This is a genomic window from Antarctobacter heliothermus (assembly GCF_900188425.1).
GTDB classification, from domain to species: domain Bacteria; phylum Pseudomonadota; class Alphaproteobacteria; order Rhodobacterales; family Rhodobacteraceae; genus Antarctobacter; species Antarctobacter heliothermus.
The window spans coordinates 17,099-30,347 of the sequence record NZ_FZON01000006.1 but is presented as its reverse complement, the minus strand read 5'-3'; the positions used below and the strand labels follow the sequence as shown (position 1 = coordinate 30,347).

Annotated in this window: 15 protein-coding genes; 3 read left to right on the top strand and 12 right to left on the bottom strand. The window is 63.3% G+C overall.

Translation table 11 applies throughout. The annotated features are described in order from the left end of the window. Nucleotides 1-115: 115 nt before the first annotated feature. Nucleotides 116-1,129, top strand: a complete 1,014-nt coding sequence (locus CHB90_RS04775) for an amino acid ABC transporter substrate-binding protein (protein WP_089276718.1) — start codon at nt 116-118, stop codon at nt 1,127-1,129. A 94-nt stretch (nt 1,130-1,223) separates the two neighbouring features. Here the strand turns inward: CHB90_RS04775 and CHB90_RS04770 are convergent, their stop codons facing one another. The 12 genes from CHB90_RS04770 to rpmH all read right to left on the bottom strand — a co-directional run bounded on the left by CHB90_RS04770 (nt 1,224) and on the right by rpmH (nt 10,638). Continuing rightward, complete coding sequence (locus CHB90_RS04770; protein ID WP_089276717.1) at nt 1,224-1,712, bottom strand: SixA phosphatase family protein; 489 nt, start codon at nt 1,710-1,712, stop codon at nt 1,224-1,226. Beyond that, nucleotides 1,709-2,380, bottom strand: coding sequence for a ferredoxin (locus CHB90_RS04765; RefSeq protein ID WP_089276716.1), 672 nt, complete (start codon nt 2,378-2,380; stop codon nt 1,709-1,711). The genes CHB90_RS04770 and CHB90_RS04765 overlap by 4 nt, the downstream gene beginning before the upstream one ends. Beyond that, nucleotides 2,377-3,264 (bottom strand): acetylglutamate kinase, encoded by an 888-nt coding sequence (argB, locus tag CHB90_RS04760; RefSeq protein ID WP_089276715.1) that lies wholly within the window; start codon nt 3,262-3,264, stop codon nt 2,377-2,379. The genes CHB90_RS04765 and argB overlap by 4 nt, the downstream gene beginning before the upstream one ends. A 94-nt stretch (nt 3,265-3,358) precedes the next feature. Next, a complete protein-coding gene (gene yihA, locus CHB90_RS04755; RefSeq protein WP_089276714.1) occupies nt 3,359-4,009 on the bottom strand; it encodes a ribosome biogenesis GTP-binding protein YihA/YsxC in 651 nt (216 codons plus the stop codon). Continuing rightward, nucleotides 4,009-4,752 (bottom strand): MOSC domain-containing protein, encoded by a 744-nt coding sequence (locus CHB90_RS04750; protein ID WP_089276713.1) that lies wholly within the window; start codon nt 4,750-4,752, stop codon nt 4,009-4,011. The genes yihA and CHB90_RS04750 overlap by 1 nt, the downstream gene beginning before the upstream one ends. Beyond that, nucleotides 4,749-6,587: a membrane protein insertase YidC gene (gene yidC / locus CHB90_RS04745; RefSeq protein WP_089276712.1), complete on the bottom strand. Its 1,839-nt coding sequence runs from the start codon at nt 6,585-6,587 to the stop codon at nt 4,749-4,751. Before yidC ends, CHB90_RS04750 begins: the two co-directional genes overlap by 4 nt. A 188-nt stretch (nt 6,588-6,775) precedes the next feature. Then, nucleotides 6,776-8,320 carry a putative bifunctional diguanylate cyclase/phosphodiesterase gene (locus CHB90_RS04740; RefSeq protein ID WP_089276711.1) on the bottom strand — a complete coding sequence of 515 codons (1,545 nt, stop codon included), beginning with the start codon at nt 8,318-8,320 and terminating at the stop codon, nt 6,776-6,778. A 76-nt stretch (nt 8,321-8,396) separates the two neighbouring features. Next, nucleotides 8,397-9,239, bottom strand: coding sequence for a tRNA 2-thiocytidine(32) synthetase TtcA (ttcA, locus tag CHB90_RS04735; RefSeq protein WP_089276710.1), 843 nt, complete (start codon nt 9,237-9,239; stop codon nt 8,397-8,399). A 100-nt stretch (nt 9,240-9,339) separates the two neighbouring features. After that, nucleotides 9,340-9,555, bottom strand: a complete 216-nt coding sequence (locus tag CHB90_RS04730; RefSeq protein ID WP_089276709.1) for a hypothetical protein — start codon at nt 9,553-9,555, stop codon at nt 9,340-9,342. 308 nt (nt 9,556-9,863) lie between these two features. Further along, nucleotides 9,864-10,085 carry a membrane protein insertion efficiency factor YidD gene (yidD, locus tag CHB90_RS04725; RefSeq protein WP_089276708.1) on the bottom strand — a complete coding sequence of 74 codons (222 nt, stop codon included), beginning with the start codon at nt 10,083-10,085 and terminating at the stop codon, nt 9,864-9,866. Continuing rightward, nucleotides 10,082-10,474, bottom strand: coding sequence for a ribonuclease P protein component (gene rnpA / locus CHB90_RS04720; protein WP_089276707.1), 393 nt, complete (start codon nt 10,472-10,474; stop codon nt 10,082-10,084). Before rnpA ends, yidD begins: the two co-directional genes overlap by 4 nt. A 29-nt stretch (nt 10,475-10,503) precedes the next feature. Beyond that, nucleotides 10,504-10,638: a 50S ribosomal protein L34 gene (gene rpmH / locus CHB90_RS04715; protein WP_012177012.1), complete on the bottom strand. Its 135-nt coding sequence runs from the start codon at nt 10,636-10,638 to the stop codon at nt 10,504-10,506. 442 nt (nt 10,639-11,080) lie between these two features. Here rpmH and CHB90_RS04710 point away from each other — a divergent pair, with 442 nt between their 5' ends. Together CHB90_RS04710 and CHB90_RS04705 are read left to right on the top strand one after the other, a co-directional pair. Beyond that, nucleotides 11,081-11,815 carry a TVP38/TMEM64 family protein gene (locus CHB90_RS04710; RefSeq protein WP_089276706.1) on the top strand — a complete coding sequence of 245 codons (735 nt, stop codon included), beginning with the start codon at nt 11,081-11,083 and terminating at the stop codon, nt 11,813-11,815. 1 nt (nt 11,816) lies between these two features. Next, on the top strand, nt 11,817-13,235 hold the full coding sequence (locus tag CHB90_RS04705) for a dihydrolipoyl dehydrogenase family protein (protein ID WP_089276705.1): 1,419 nt from the start codon (nt 11,817-11,819) through the stop codon (nt 13,233-13,235). Nucleotides 13,236-13,249: the final 14 nt, after the last annotated feature.

The following is a 13,249-nucleotide window of genomic DNA, read 5'->3' as shown; positions in this document are numbered from 1 at the left end:
AATCCGCCCAAATTGACCCGACGCGAGGGGCAGTAGAACATCAGCCCCTCTGTTGTGGTGTGCCCGGTTCGGTGTGCCGGTTGGTGGGACGCGAAATCCGAGGAAATGGAACGGCATGCTGAGGGTACTACTTTGCGCGGCGACCTTGCTGGCCTGTGCCGCTGGTGCGGCCTCTGCCGGCACGCTGGAGGATGTGCAGCAGCGCGAAAAGTTGAGCTGCGGCGTCAATGCGGGGCTGATCGGCTTCGCCTCGCTGGATTCGCGGAACGAATGGACCGGCTTTGATGTCGATCTGTGCCGCGCGCTTGCAGCGGCGGTTCTGGGTGATCCCACGGCGGTGAGTTTTGTCGAGACCACAAATGCCACGCGCTTTACCTTGCTGCTGTCCGGGGAACTGGACGTTCTGGTGCGCAACACGACATGGAGCTTTGCGACCGATGTCGGGCTGAAACTGGATTTCGCGGGGATCAATTATTACGATGGCCAGCGGTTCATGGTGCCCAAGACGATGGGGGTCTCTTCCGCGACAGAGTTGAGCGGCAAGCGGATCTGCATGCAGCCAGACACCAAGACGGCGATGAACCTTGATGAGTATTTCGCCCGCAACAACATCACCTATGAACGCATCGAGGTCGAAAACCTGGCCCAGGCGCAGACCTTCTATCTTGAAGGCGAATGTGAGGTGTTCACCGCGGACGCCTCATCCCTTGCGGCGATCCGGGCGGCCTTCAAGGCGCCAGGCGATCATCTGTTGCTGGGCGATGTGATCTCGAAAGAGCCCCTGGGTCCCGTGGTCCGCCAAGGCGATGACGACTGGGCCGATGTGGTGCGCTGGGTACTCAACGCGCTGATCACGGCAGAAGAACTGGGCGTGACGTCGGTCAATATCGACGAGATGCGCGAGAGCACCAACAACCCGGAAATCGCACGGCTGCTGGGCACCGAGGGCCGAATGGGCGAGTTGCTGGGGCTGGACGCAGAATGGGCCGTCCGGGCGATCCGGGCCGGTGGCAACTATGGTGAGATCTTTGCCCGCAACATTGGTGAGACGACACCGATTGGCCTGTCGCGCGGCCTGAACCTGCAATGGACCAATGGCGGTCTGCTTTACAGCCCGCCGTTCCGCTGACGTCTGAGCTTGGGTCAGGCCGGGGAGGGGGCGCTGCCCCCGCCGCTGCGCGACCCCACGGGATATTTCTGGACAGAAGAAATCGGGGCGCGTGTCAGTCCGTCAGGTCACGCGGGACGATAAAGGCGTGGGCTGTGCCGGTTCCGGTGCGCAGGTCTTTCCAGGTGTCGATGTCGAAGTGGACCACCAACGTGGCGCCGGTGGGATAGGCGTCAAAGCGTGGGTGCTCTGGCGGGGTCGTCAGCAGTGACGCGGCCATCGTGGCAATGCCGGGGTTGTGGGCGAGCAGCATGACGCTGATGCCATGCGCAGAGTTCAGAACCTCGAACAGCGTGTCCGGGGCTGCGTGGTACAGCGCACGCTCGAACCGGGTCGGCACTTGGGTGTCAAGCAAGGCCAGCGTTTCGCGGGTGCGGGCCGATGTGGAACACAGCACCTCATCCGGCAGGTGTCCGTTGTCGTGCAGCCATGCGCCGATTGCCGACGCCGCGCGACGACCGCGCGCGTTCAGCGGGCGGTCATGGTCCGGGCGATCAAACCCCCAGTCCGATTTGGCATGGCGGATCAAGATGAGCTGTTTCATGGGGCAGCGTCTCCGTGGAAGGCGTGCATATGAAAGGCGGATTGTTCGGGGCGGCGGGAGAAATCCTTGGCCACTGGGCAGGCGCGGCGCACTAGGCAGCCCGCGGTGCGGCAGGTTCGTCCCGCCTCTGATGCGATGTGAGTCTTGCAGCGTGCGACGTCGTAGGCCTGACCGGGGGTCAGCGCGCCGACGGGGCAGGCGGTCTGACAAGGCTGAGGACAGGAGTCGCAGGGTTTGGTGGCAGGGGCGGGCAGAGCCAGCCGCCCAGGCAGGGTGATGGCGGCCCGGTAGCTGATGAAAAGGCCCGCTGCGTCGTGCACAAGCATACCCACAGGAGAGGACCAAGCGCGGCCTGAGGCCAGGGCCCAGCCGAGGAAGGGCGCGTAGGGCGGGCCGTCCGAGGGGAAAAGGGCGCTGCCGCCCCAATCTCCAGCAAGGGCGGACACGATGCGTTTTGACCAGCGGTCCAGCGGGTCGGGCCTGCCGTCGAGGTATTCCGGGCTAAACGAGAACAGCGGCCAAAAGCCCGGTTCATCCGGGCCCAGCAGCAGCAGCGTGCCGGTGCCTTGGGGCGCGCCATCATCCGCGCCGGGTTGAAGCGCGCCGCGCACCCGCAGGCCCGCGCAGGCCGCCGTCAGATCGGCCTCACGCAGGGTCTGCGGGGTCATTCCGCCAACGGCGGGCGGTTGTCCGAGCGGATCATTGAGCCCGAACCGTGTTCGGTGAAAAGCTCCAGCAGGCAGGCATTCTGCACGCGTCCGTCTATGATGACCACGGCGCGCACGCCTTCGTCGATCGCCTTGAGCGCGGTTTCCGTCTTGGGGATCATGCCCCCCGCAATCACGCCCTCTGCGGTCAGGCGGCGCACGTCTTCGGGGGTGAGGGCGGTCAGCACATTGCCGTCCGTGCCCTTGACGCCTTGCACATCGGTAAGCAGTAGCAGGCGGTCCGCCTTGAGCGCGCCCGCGATCGCACCGGCGGCGGTGTCGCCGTTGACATTGTAGGTTTCGGTGACTTCGGTGCCGGTGCCGACGGGGGCCACAACCGGGATGATCCCGGCGGTGAACAGGTCGCGCAGAACCTGTACGTTCATTTCGATCGGGCGACCGACAAAGCCCAGCTCGGGATCGTCGGGCTCACAAACCATCAGATCATCGTCCTTGCCGGACAGGCCGACGGCGCGGCCGCCTTCGTCCATGATGGCCTGAACGATGCGTTTGTTGACGAGGCCGGTCAGCACCATTTCGACCACCTCGACGGTGGCCTTGTCGGTGACACGCTTGCCCCGCACAAAGCGGCTTTCGATGCCCAGCCGTTTCAGCAGATCGTTTATCATCGGGCCGCCACCGTGCACCACCACAGGGTTCACGCCGACCTGACGCATCAGCACGATGTCGCGGGCAAAGGCGGCCATGGCGTCGTCGTCGCCCATGGCGTTGCCGCCGAATTTCACCACCACAATCGCGCCGGTATAGCGTTGCAGGTAGGGCAGGGCCTCGGAGAGGGTCCGGGCAGTGGCGATCCAGTCTCTGTTCATGTTTTGCTGTCTCATCTGAGGTCTCTCACAGGGCGGCCGGGGACCAGAATGCCCGCTTGCCGCCCCAAAGACCAGAGGGACAGGTGGTTTTGCCGTCTGATCGTGCGTGTCAGGTGAGACCGGCGATGATGGCGCGCAGGCTGGCGATCCCCTCACCTTTTTCACTGCTGGTGACCACGATTTCCGGGTAGGCGGCGGGATGTTTCGACAGCCGTTCGCGCACCTGGGCCAGGATGGCGTCCTGTTCCGCGGCCTTGACCTTGTCCGCCTTGGTCAGGACCACCTGAAAGGTGACGGCAGAGCGGTCCAGCAGGGTCATGATCTCATCGTCGACGGGTTTGATCCCGTGACGGAAATCGACCAGCACAAAGGCGCGGCGCAGGCTGACGCGGCCCGCGAGATAGGATTTCAGCAGCGCCTGCCATTTGGCGACCACCGCAACCGGCGCATTGGCAAAGCCATACCCGGGCAGATCGACAAGGAACCGTTCGGTGCCCAGCATGAAATAGTTGATTTCCTGCGTCCGCCCCGGCGTGTTGGACGCGCGCGCCAGACCCTTGCGCCCGGTGAGTGCGTTGATCAGGCTGGACTTGCCGACGTTGGAGCGCCCGGCAAAGCAGACCTCGGCCCGATCATCCGGGGGCAGGCCGTCCATGGCAACGACGCCTTTTAGAAAATCGACGTCGCCGACGAACAGTTTTCGCACGGCCTCGCGGGTTTCATCATCGGGCTCTTCGGCGAGAGGAAAGGGCAGTTGCATCAGAGTACCTCTACACTGTCGCCGGTGGCGATCCGACCGCCGCGCAGGACCTCTGCCCGGACGGAAAAGTCGCGGTGGTCCCAGCTGTCGAGCGCGCTTAGCACGTCGGTATCCCGCGTGCCGGTGTCCGGATTGTTATGGGTCGCAAGGCACCGATCCGTGCGCTCACGCGGGATAAGGACGGCCTCGCCAATGCGGATCTCACGGTCGATCCAGTCGAATTCTTCCCATGGCGCGCCGCCGTCGAACCACAGGTTACCGCGCCAGCGATGGATCGACAGCGCTTGACCCACCCGCTGTTCCACAGCGCGGTGGGACGACAGATTGCACAGCGTGATTGACGGGAAATCGCTGTCGGTAAAGCCGCGCTGCTGCCCCCGGACCACGCGCGCCGATTGTGCCCGGTTGTCGGGGACAAGGCCCTGACCCCAGTCAATCAGCCTGTCGCCTTCGGTATCGGGCTGAAACGCCAGGTCGTCACGGTCAGGATGGGACAGCGTGACTGTTGCGCTGTCCTCATCGAGACGCGCAGAGATCGCGGCAAGCGCGGGCGCCTTGGACCCGCGCGAGAAATGCTGGCAGGGCACCCATTCAGCGCCGTCCACTTGCGACTGTTCATGCGCCACGGCCCAGTGGCGGTCCCAGGGCAGGGTCTGACCAGCGGCCAAGGTGACCGCGTCCAGCTCTTCCCGACCGTGGCTCTTGATCGGAAAGCGCCAGATCGCAGTCAACTGCCGGGTCATTTCTTTCCCTGCTCCTTGTCTTTCTTTTTCACGCTGGCCTTGATGTTGCCCATGATGTCAGGGGAATACCCGTGGCTGCGCATGATCAGGTACTGCTGCGTAAAGGTGATCACGTTGTTGGTGATCCAGTACACAACCAGGCCGCTGGCAAAACCGCCCAGCATGAACATGAACACCCATGGCATCCAGGCAAAGATCATCTGCTGCGTCGGGTCGGCAGGCGCCGGGTTCAGTTTTTGCTGAAGCCACATCGAAACGCCCAGCATCAGCGGCAGGATACCGATAAAGACCAGCGCAAGGATCGACTGCGGATCGGGCGAGGCCCAGGGCAGCAGACCGAAGAAGTTGTAGATCGAGGTCGGGTCAGGCGCGGACAGGTCGTTGAACGGACCAAAGAAGTTCGCATGCCGCAGTTCCAGCGTGACAAAGATCACCTTGTAAAGGCTGAAAAAGATCGGGATCTGCAACAGGATCGGCAAACAGCCCGCAGCCGGGTTCACCTTTTCCTTCTTGTAGAGACCCATCATCTCTTTCTGGAGCTTTTCACGGTCGCCGTCGGCGCGCTCCTTGATCTTTTCCATCTCCGGCTGGAGTTCCTTCATCTTTGCCATCGAGGCGTAGGATTTATACGCCAGCGGAAAGAGGATCGCCTTGAGCAGCAGTGTCAGCGCGATAATTGCGACACCCATGTTGCCGATCTGGGCATTCAGCCAGTGCAGGACGGCAAAGATCGGCTTGGTCAGGAAAAAGAACCAGCCCCAGTCGATCGAGTCGAGGAACCGGTCGATGCCGGCCTTCTGGTAGGCGCGGATCGTTTCCCATTCCTTTGCACCGGCAAACAGTTTGGAGCTGACCTCACGGGTCTCCCCGGGTGCCAGTTGAACCGTCGGCAACACCGCCTCGGTCTGGTAGATGTCGCGGCGGGCGTCGTATTTCACCACCGACTTGAACGGTGTTCCTACGTCGGGGATCAACGTGGCCATCCAGTAGTGGTCGGTAAAGCCGATCCAGCCGGTTTCCTGGACGCGCTGCACGATCGCCTGTGTGCCCTCGGCGGGAACGACATCGAGGTCGGGCATTTTCTTGTACTTGGTCTGTTCAAGGATGCCGTCGGACATCTGCAACGCGCCTTCGAACAGGACGAAGAAGTTCTTGAGATCCTCGGGTTCGCCGTGGCGGGCCAGCATGCCGTAGGGGGCAAGAGACACCGTCGCACCGCCGGAATTTTCCACCGACTGGGTGACCGAGAACATAAAGTCCTCATCGACAGAGATTGTCCGCCGGAACACCAGACCCGCCGGGCTGTCCCAGCGCAGGGTCACGGGCGCGTCGATGCCAAGGGTCTTGCCCGATTCGACGGTCCAGGCCGTGTTGGCGCCGGGAACATCCTCAAAGGCCAGTCCGTTGCCGGGCGCCCAGCCGAAAAGAGCGTAGTAGGGGTTGGTGCTGCCGACCGGGTCCAGCATCTGGACGATGGGCGAGTCGGGGCCCAGTTCGTCCCGGTAGTCCTTGAGCCGCAGGTCGTCGATGCGCCCCCCGGTCAGCGAAATCGACCCTTCGAGGCGTGCGGTGTCGAGCGGCAAGCGCGGCGCCTCTGTCGTGTCAGCACTGGCCGATGCGGGATCCTGACCGGCCGGCACGCCGCCTGCGACGGGCGGTGCCGCGCGCGGAGCCGTGGCGACGCCGTCGGGCGACAGCGGCGTGTCGGTTTCCGTTGCGACGGGCGCGTTGGGATCCTCGACCGGATCCGGCGGCGGAAACAGCAGGAACCATACAAGGATCACAACCATGCTGAGCGCGGTCGCGAGAAGCAGGTTCTTGTTCTGATCGTCCATGAGGGCGGCCACCTATCCGTTGAAAGTCACCGCTGGGTTCAAACGGTCCGCGCTGCAAAGGTCAAGCGGAATCCCCCTTTCAGGGGCGGTGTGGCACAGGTGCGCCGACCAAAATGCGGTGGTTGCGCGGGACGGGCGCGGCTGGACGCACAAGGTGCTGGAACTGGCATCATTCGCGGGGCGCGTTGTCAGCCGGTGCCGCGCCCAAGTTTCTGAGCCTCGGCAATGCGGATGACGTGGTCTTTTGCCCAGTCGATCAGGTTGTCCGCCGGCATCGGGCGGGCGATGCCAAACCCCTGAACATGGTCGCAGCCCAATTGTGACAACAGCGCGTGTTCGCCAACGCTTTCGACACCTTCTGCGATGGTTTCCAGTCCCAGCCGGTCAGCCATGCCAAGAACGGCAGCCAGCATCCGGTGCTGTTCTTCATCGCGATCGACACGGGTGACAAAGCTGCGGTCGATCTTCAGCCGATGGACCTTGAACCGGCGCAGCGAGGTGATCGAGGCATGGCCGGTGCCGAAATCATCCAGATCGATGTGGCAGCCGATCCGCCCCAATTCGACGATGTTGCGGGCCACAATGCCCTCTGGCGCACCGGCGATCACGGTTTCCAGCACCTCGATCCCCAGCCGTTCGGCAGTCAGCCCAAACCGATCCAGTTCCCACTGGATGCGTTCGACCAACCGGGGGTCGCGCAATTCAGGATCGGAAAAGTTGACGCTGACACGCGGGATATCCAGCCCGGCCTGATCCCAGCTGCGCAAAGCAGTCAGCGAGTGCTGGAGGATGACCTCGCTGAGGTATTCCATCCGACCCGCATCTTCGAGCACGCGCAGGAATTGCGCGGGCGGGACGATGCCCCGTTCGGGGTGTATCCAGCGCGCCAGCGCCTCGACCCCGCTGATCGCCCCGGTCGACGTGCACACCTGTGGTTGAAACCATGGCTGGATCTGGCCGTTGGACAGGGCGCGATCCACCTCATTGCGCAGGGTTTTCTGTTCGATATGGGTCTGGCGCATGTTTTCGGACCAGGCACGGATTGCGGACGGCCCCTTGGCCGTCGCGTCGTCCAGGGCAATCTGCGCGGCGTCGAGCAACTGCTTTCCGGTGGCCTCGTTCTTCAGGCGCAGGCTGCCGCAAAAACCGATGGAGGCCGAAAGATAGCGCATGGTCTCATCAACGGATGTGGGTTCCTCGATCGCGTTTTGCAGGCGTCCGGCGAGTTGCAGCAGCGCCTCGAGGTCCAGACGCAGAGAGGGCGCCAGCAGGACAAGATAGCGGTTTTCACCGTAGCGCACCGCCGCGTCGTCCCGACGCAGCGTTTTGCGCAAACGGGCGAGCGTCAGTTCGCGCAGGTTGTCGACGGTCGATTCATCCGCCTGTCGGGCAATTTCAGCCAGGCCATCTATCTCTATCACCATGCAGGCCGTGGCCAGATTGGCCGCCTGGGCCCGATCCAACGCCTGTTGCACCAGTCGTGCGGCGGCGATGGAATCAACGATATCGGCATGATCGCCCTCGGGACGGTTCGCCCCGGCGCCGACGTTGAACCCGGACAACAGCAATAGCGCCGGAGTCCCCAGTGCCACGACCAGCAACAAGGGTTCGCCCCCCAGCCAAAAGGCCGCAAGCGCGGCTGCCGGCAGAAAGGCCAGCGCCTGTGGTCCGTGAAAACCGCGCCGTACCGCGGTGCGCAGCCTGGTTGGAAGCGCGCGAAGTGACGCAAACATGCCCGTATCCTTGCTCTTCATAACAGGGACACTAGGCCACGTCGGTAACTCGAAACTTAACGCCGGTTCCGGTTTTTCACGATTTGGGCGAAACTTTGTCGCGCATGAGGCCGGCAAAATCGAAAAGGCCGGGGTCCAGCATGTGAGACGGGCGGACATTCATCAGCGAACGGAACATGACCTGCCGCCGTCCGGGTGAATTTTTCTCCCACTCGTCAAGGATTTGCTTGACCTGCTGCCGCTGCAAACCGTCCTGCGACCCGCATAGATCACAAGGAATGATAGGATAATTCATCGCCCGCGCGAATCGGTCACAATCGGCTTCTGCCACATGCGCCAGCGGACGGTAAACAAACAGATCACCCTCTTCATTGACCAGTTTCGGCGGCATCGTCGCCAGCCGTCCGCCATGAAAGAGGTTCATGAAAAAAGTTTCCAGAATATCGTCGCGGTGATGGCCCAGCACCACCGCCGAACAGCCCTCTTCGCGGGCGACCCGGTACAGGTTTCCCCGGCGCAGGCGCGAACAAAGCGCGCAAAAGGTGCGGCCCTGCGGGATCTTATCGACGACGATGGAATAGGTGTCCTGATACTCGATCCGGTGCGGGACACCCATCTTTTCCAAAAATTCGGGCAGGACGGTCGCGGGAAAGCCCGGCTGCCCCTGATCCAGATTGCAGGCCAGCAGATCGACCGGCAGCAGACCGCGCCATTTCAGCTCATGGAGGATGGCAAGCAGGGTGTAACTGTCCTTGCCGCCGGACAGGCAGACCAGCCATCTGGCGCCCTCTTCGACCATGCCATATTGCTCCACCGCCTCGCGCACATTCTGCACGATCCGCTTGCGGAGTTTCTTGAACTCGGTGGATTTGGGCGCTCCGTAAAAGAGCGGGTGAATGTCGTCGGCATCGTCCAGCATGGGCTGCACATAGCGGCAAGGCGGTGCCATGGCAACGGGCGGCAACGGGCGGCAACGGGTGTAGCGGGGGGGGCAGGCAGAGCGTGCCCGCCCCGCGCCTTCAGCGCAGGCTGTTCAGCATTGCGGTGCCGGTTGAGGGCATTGCAGCACCCGCCGGGGCGACCCCGATGTCGCGGCGCAGGTGATCGCTCAGCGCAGGCGACGTCGGCGGGTCGTGGTGTGCGGGGCCGGAGCGGAACAGACCCGACAGCGCGGACAGGAAAGCAGGGCGCGGGGCGACCGCTGCGGGGAGGAAGAGCGTTTTGAAATGTGTCATGTCTATCGCCCGGACAGGGTCCGGCCTTTCAAATCGAACGAAGCAGCGCGACAGGGTCCAAGACGACATGCTCGGACAAGGACGGGCGGCCCCGAAATCAGGAGGAAATTGGAGAGACCTGAGATATCAGGCCAAAGTGCGCTTACCCGCGCAGGTCACCACAGAGGCAAGCGACCCGAACAAGGGGGAGCGATCGAATGATCATCATGTTTGCCTCCTTTGTCATGTGTTGAACCTGCGGCAGATCATACATGATTCCCCGCCGAAAACCTAGAGCGCGCAGGGTCGGGAATACCGGAGGGCCCGGCTCAGTCGGGGACGTTGTCGATGCCGGACCCACCCCAAGGATGGCATCGGGCGATCCGACGGGCGGCCAGCAAGCTGCCTTTGATGGCGCCGTGCTTTTCCAACGCCTCAAGTGCATAGACCGAACAAGTCGGGTGATAGCGGCAGCCGTGACCGACCCAAGGGCTGAGGAGCAGTCGGTAGGCGCGGACCGGCAGCGCGACGATATGGGCCAGCGGGGTCATGACTGGGGGCCGTGGATCTTGCGCAGGGCGTGGCGCAGATCGGTCTGGAGCGCGGCAAAGTCGCGCCATGCGGTTTTTTCCGCCCGTCCGATCAGGACGTAGTCCCAGCCGTCGACACCCATGTCAGGCAGGATCAGGCGTGCGATTTCACGCAGCCGGCGCTTGGCGCGGTTGCGGGCGACGGCGTTGCCGACCTTTTTCGAGCAGGTATAGCCGACGCGGATACCCTCTGCCTCGCCCGGCGCGCGTTGGCGGCCTTGCAGCAGAAAACCCTCACAGGGGGCGCGGCGGGCGCGGGCGGCGCGCAGGAAATCGGCGCGCTTGCTGAGAACGGTCAACGGCAAAAAGGCCGCCTCGGATTGCTCCGTGGCGGCTTTTGCGGTGGTCACGTTCCGCTCCGCTGCGTCAGGCGTGAGGCTCAGGCGCTCAGGCTCTTGCGGCCGCGGGCGCGGCGTGCGTTCAGGATCTTGCGACCTGCTTTGGTGGCCATACGGGCACGAAACCCGTGGCGACGCTTGCGGACGAGGTTGGACGGCTGAAAAGTGCGTTTCATCGCGGCTACTCCGGTTCATTGCCCCAGAGCGACTCGGGGACAGGAAATTCGAAGCCCTGCCTATAGGGGGCCTTGGGGCGGCTGTCAAACGGGAGTCATGCTTTTTCGCCCACGTCAGCCAAACAGGGCGAAAATGACCTGTCCACGCGTGGACAGACCGTCGCCGACGCAGAATCAATGGCTTACAGAGACGTTTTAACACTTTCTTCACCTTTGCCCGCGCCGGTCAAGCCACCCGCCCGCGTCAAAAGACCCGCATCCTCCACCTGCATTGCAACAAACGACCCGCGCAACGGGGCGGGAAATGTTTCAGTCTGGCCTTTCCGCCCCGGAATCCTCACGCTTTGGCGGGACAGAGATCAAGCGCCCGTGAGACCCCTGTTGTGTCACGGACGGGGGCCGCATGTTACACCCACCCCGCCCAAACAACAGGCCCGAGCAGATGAGTGACATGACCCAAACCGACCGACCGCCCGGCCTGAAACGGCATCTTCCGCTGATGGTGATCGCCGCCGCCGCCGTCGCGGGCTATTTCGCGCTGGGGGATGTCCTGAGCTTTCAGACGCTGTCCGACAACCGCGAGGCGCTGCTGTCCTTCCGCGATTCGCATTACATCGCGACGCTGACGGTCTTTCTGCTGGTCTATGTGGCCATCGTGGCCTTTTCCCTGCCCGGCGCGACCATCGCCACCCTGACCGGCGGCTTTCTCTTTGCCACCTTCCCCGGCAGTCTGTTCAACGTCGCCGCCGCGACGGCAGGCGCGACCGCCATCTTTCTGGCGGCGCGCTGGGGGCTGGGCGCCAAGCTGGGTGAGCGGCTGGAAACCTCACAAGGCATGGTCAAGAAGATCAAGGACGGCATCGACGAGAATCAGTGGTCGATGCTGTTCCTGATCCGTCTTGTTCCGGCGGTGCCGTTCTTTATCGCCAATCTGGTCCCTGCCTTCCTTGAGGTGCCGCTGCACCGCTTTGTCATTTCGACCTTTCTGGGCATCATACCGGGCACGGTGGTCTATACCTCTGTCGGCGCCGGGCTGGGCGAGGTGTTCGAACGCGGTGAAACCCCGGACCTGAGCATCCTGTTCGAGCCGCATATCATCGGCCCGATCCTTGGCCTTGCGGCGCTGTCTGTCCTGCCGATTCTGATCAAGGCCCTGCGCGGCAAGAAGGGGCTTTGAGATGGAAAACCTGACCTGTGATCTGCTGATTCTTGGTGCCGGATCGGGTGGCCTGTCCGTGGCTGCGGGAGCCAGCCAGATGGGTGCCGACGTGATCCTGCTGGAGGGTCACAAGATGGGCGGCGATTGCCTGAACTATGGCTGTGTGCCGTCCAAGGCGCTGATCGCCAGCGCCAAGACCGCCCATGCGATGCGCCATGCAGAGGTCTACGGCGTCGCGGATGCCGCGCCGCAGGTGGATTACGCTGCTGCACAGGCCCATGTGGCGGATGTGATCGCGCAGATTGAACCTGTCGACAGTCAGGAACGGTTTGAGGGGTTCGGCGTGCGCGTGATCCGCGACTACGGGCGGTTTACCTCTGACCGGGTGGTCGAGGCGGGCGGGTATCGCATCACCGCGCGGCGGATTGTGATTGCCACCGGGTCGTCGCCTCTGGTGCCGCCGATCCCCGGTCTGGACGCTGTACCCTATCTGACAAATGAAACGCTGTGGGATCTGCGCGAGCGGCCCGACCACCTGCTGATTATCGGTGGCGGCCCCATCGGCATGGAAATGGCGCAGGCGCACCGGCGGCTTGGCTCACAGGTGACAGTGATCGAAGGGGCCAAGGCGTTGGGCAAGGACGACCCCGAACTGGCGCAGATCGTGTTGGACCAGTTGCGCGCCGAGGGCATCGAGATCGCCGAAGAGGCGCTGGCGCAAGAGGTGCGCGGCGCGGCGGGCGCGATAGAAGTCGAGGCCAAGGATGGCCGCGTCTTCAAGGGCTCTCACCTGTTGGTGGCGGTGGGGCGCAAGGCCAACCTCGACAAGCTGAACCTTGACGCGGCGGGGGTCGAGACGACCAAGGCAGGCGTCAAGGTGGACGACAGCCTGAAAACCAGCAACCGGCGCGTCTATGCCATTGGCGACGCGGCAGGCGGCCTGCAATTTACCCATGTGGCGGGCTATCATGCCGGGATTGTCATCCGCTCCGCGCTGTTCGGCCTGCCCGCCAAGACCAAGACCGCGCATATCCCCTGGGCCACCTATACCCAGCCGGAACTGTCACAGGTCGGCCTGACAGAGGCGCAGGCGCGTGAGGAACACGGTGACAGGCTGACGGTGGTCCGCTTTGAATACAGCCACAACGACCGCGCCATTGCCGAGCGCAAGACCACGGGCCTGATCAAGGTCATGGTGGTCCGGGACAGGCCGGTGGGCGTGTCCATCGCGGGCCATCAGGCGGGCGAATTGATCAATCTCTGGTCGCTTGTCATCGCCAACGGGTTGAAGATGAGCGCGGTTTCCAACATGGTCTCACCTTATCCGACGATTGGAGAGATCAACAAGCGCGTCGCGGGGGCCTATTTCTCTCCGAAGCTGTTTGAGAACGACACCGTCAAGAAAGTGGTCAGGCTGGTCCAGCGCTGGCTGCCCTGAATGCGATAGCGCCC

Excerpts from the sequence above, each read along its gene's own strand:
- CHB90_RS04710 (WP_089276706.1), top strand. The coding sequence starts at position 11,081 with ATGAGTGACATGACCCAAACCGACCGACCGCCCGGCCTGAAACGGCAT.
- CHB90_RS04750 (WP_089276713.1), bottom strand. The coding sequence starts at position 4,752 with ATGACCCGGCAGTTGACTGCGATCTGGCGCTTTCCGATCAAGAGCCAC.
- CHB90_RS04775 (WP_089276718.1), top strand. The coding sequence starts at position 116 with ATGCTGAGGGTACTACTTTGCGCGGCGACCTTGCTGGCCTGTGCCGCT.
- rpmH (WP_012177012.1), bottom strand. The coding sequence starts at position 10,638 with ATGAAACGCACTTTTCAGCCGTCCAACCTCGTCCGCAAGCGTCGCCAC.
- CHB90_RS04765 (WP_089276716.1), bottom strand. The coding sequence starts at position 2,380 with ATGACCCCGCAGACCCTGCGTGAGGCCGATCTGACGGCGGCCTGCGCG.
- CHB90_RS04770 (WP_089276717.1), bottom strand. The coding sequence starts at position 1,712 with ATGAAACAGCTCATCTTGATCCGCCATGCCAAATCGGACTGGGGGTTT.
- CHB90_RS04730 (WP_089276709.1), bottom strand. The coding sequence starts at position 9,555 with ATGACACATTTCAAAACGCTCTTCCTCCCCGCAGCGGTCGCCCCGCGC.
- CHB90_RS04705 (WP_089276705.1), top strand. The coding sequence starts at position 11,817 with ATGGAAAACCTGACCTGTGATCTGCTGATTCTTGGTGCCGGATCGGGT.
- ttcA (WP_089276710.1), bottom strand. The coding sequence starts at position 9,239 with ATGCTGGACGATGCCGACGACATTCACCCGCTCTTTTACGGAGCGCCC.
- CHB90_RS04740 (WP_089276711.1), bottom strand. The coding sequence starts at position 8,320 with ATGTTTGCGTCACTTCGCGCGCTTCCAACCAGGCTGCGCACCGCGGTA.
- yihA (WP_089276714.1), bottom strand. The coding sequence starts at position 4,009 with ATGCAACTGCCCTTTCCTCTCGCCGAAGAGCCCGATGATGAAACCCGC.
- yidD (WP_089276708.1), bottom strand. The coding sequence starts at position 10,085 with ATGACCCCGCTGGCCCATATCGTCGCGCTGCCGGTCCGCGCCTACCGA.
- argB (WP_089276715.1), bottom strand. The coding sequence starts at position 3,264 with ATGAGACAGCAAAACATGAACAGAGACTGGATCGCCACTGCCCGGACC.
- yidC (WP_089276712.1), bottom strand. The coding sequence starts at position 6,587 with ATGGACGATCAGAACAAGAACCTGCTTCTCGCGACCGCGCTCAGCATG.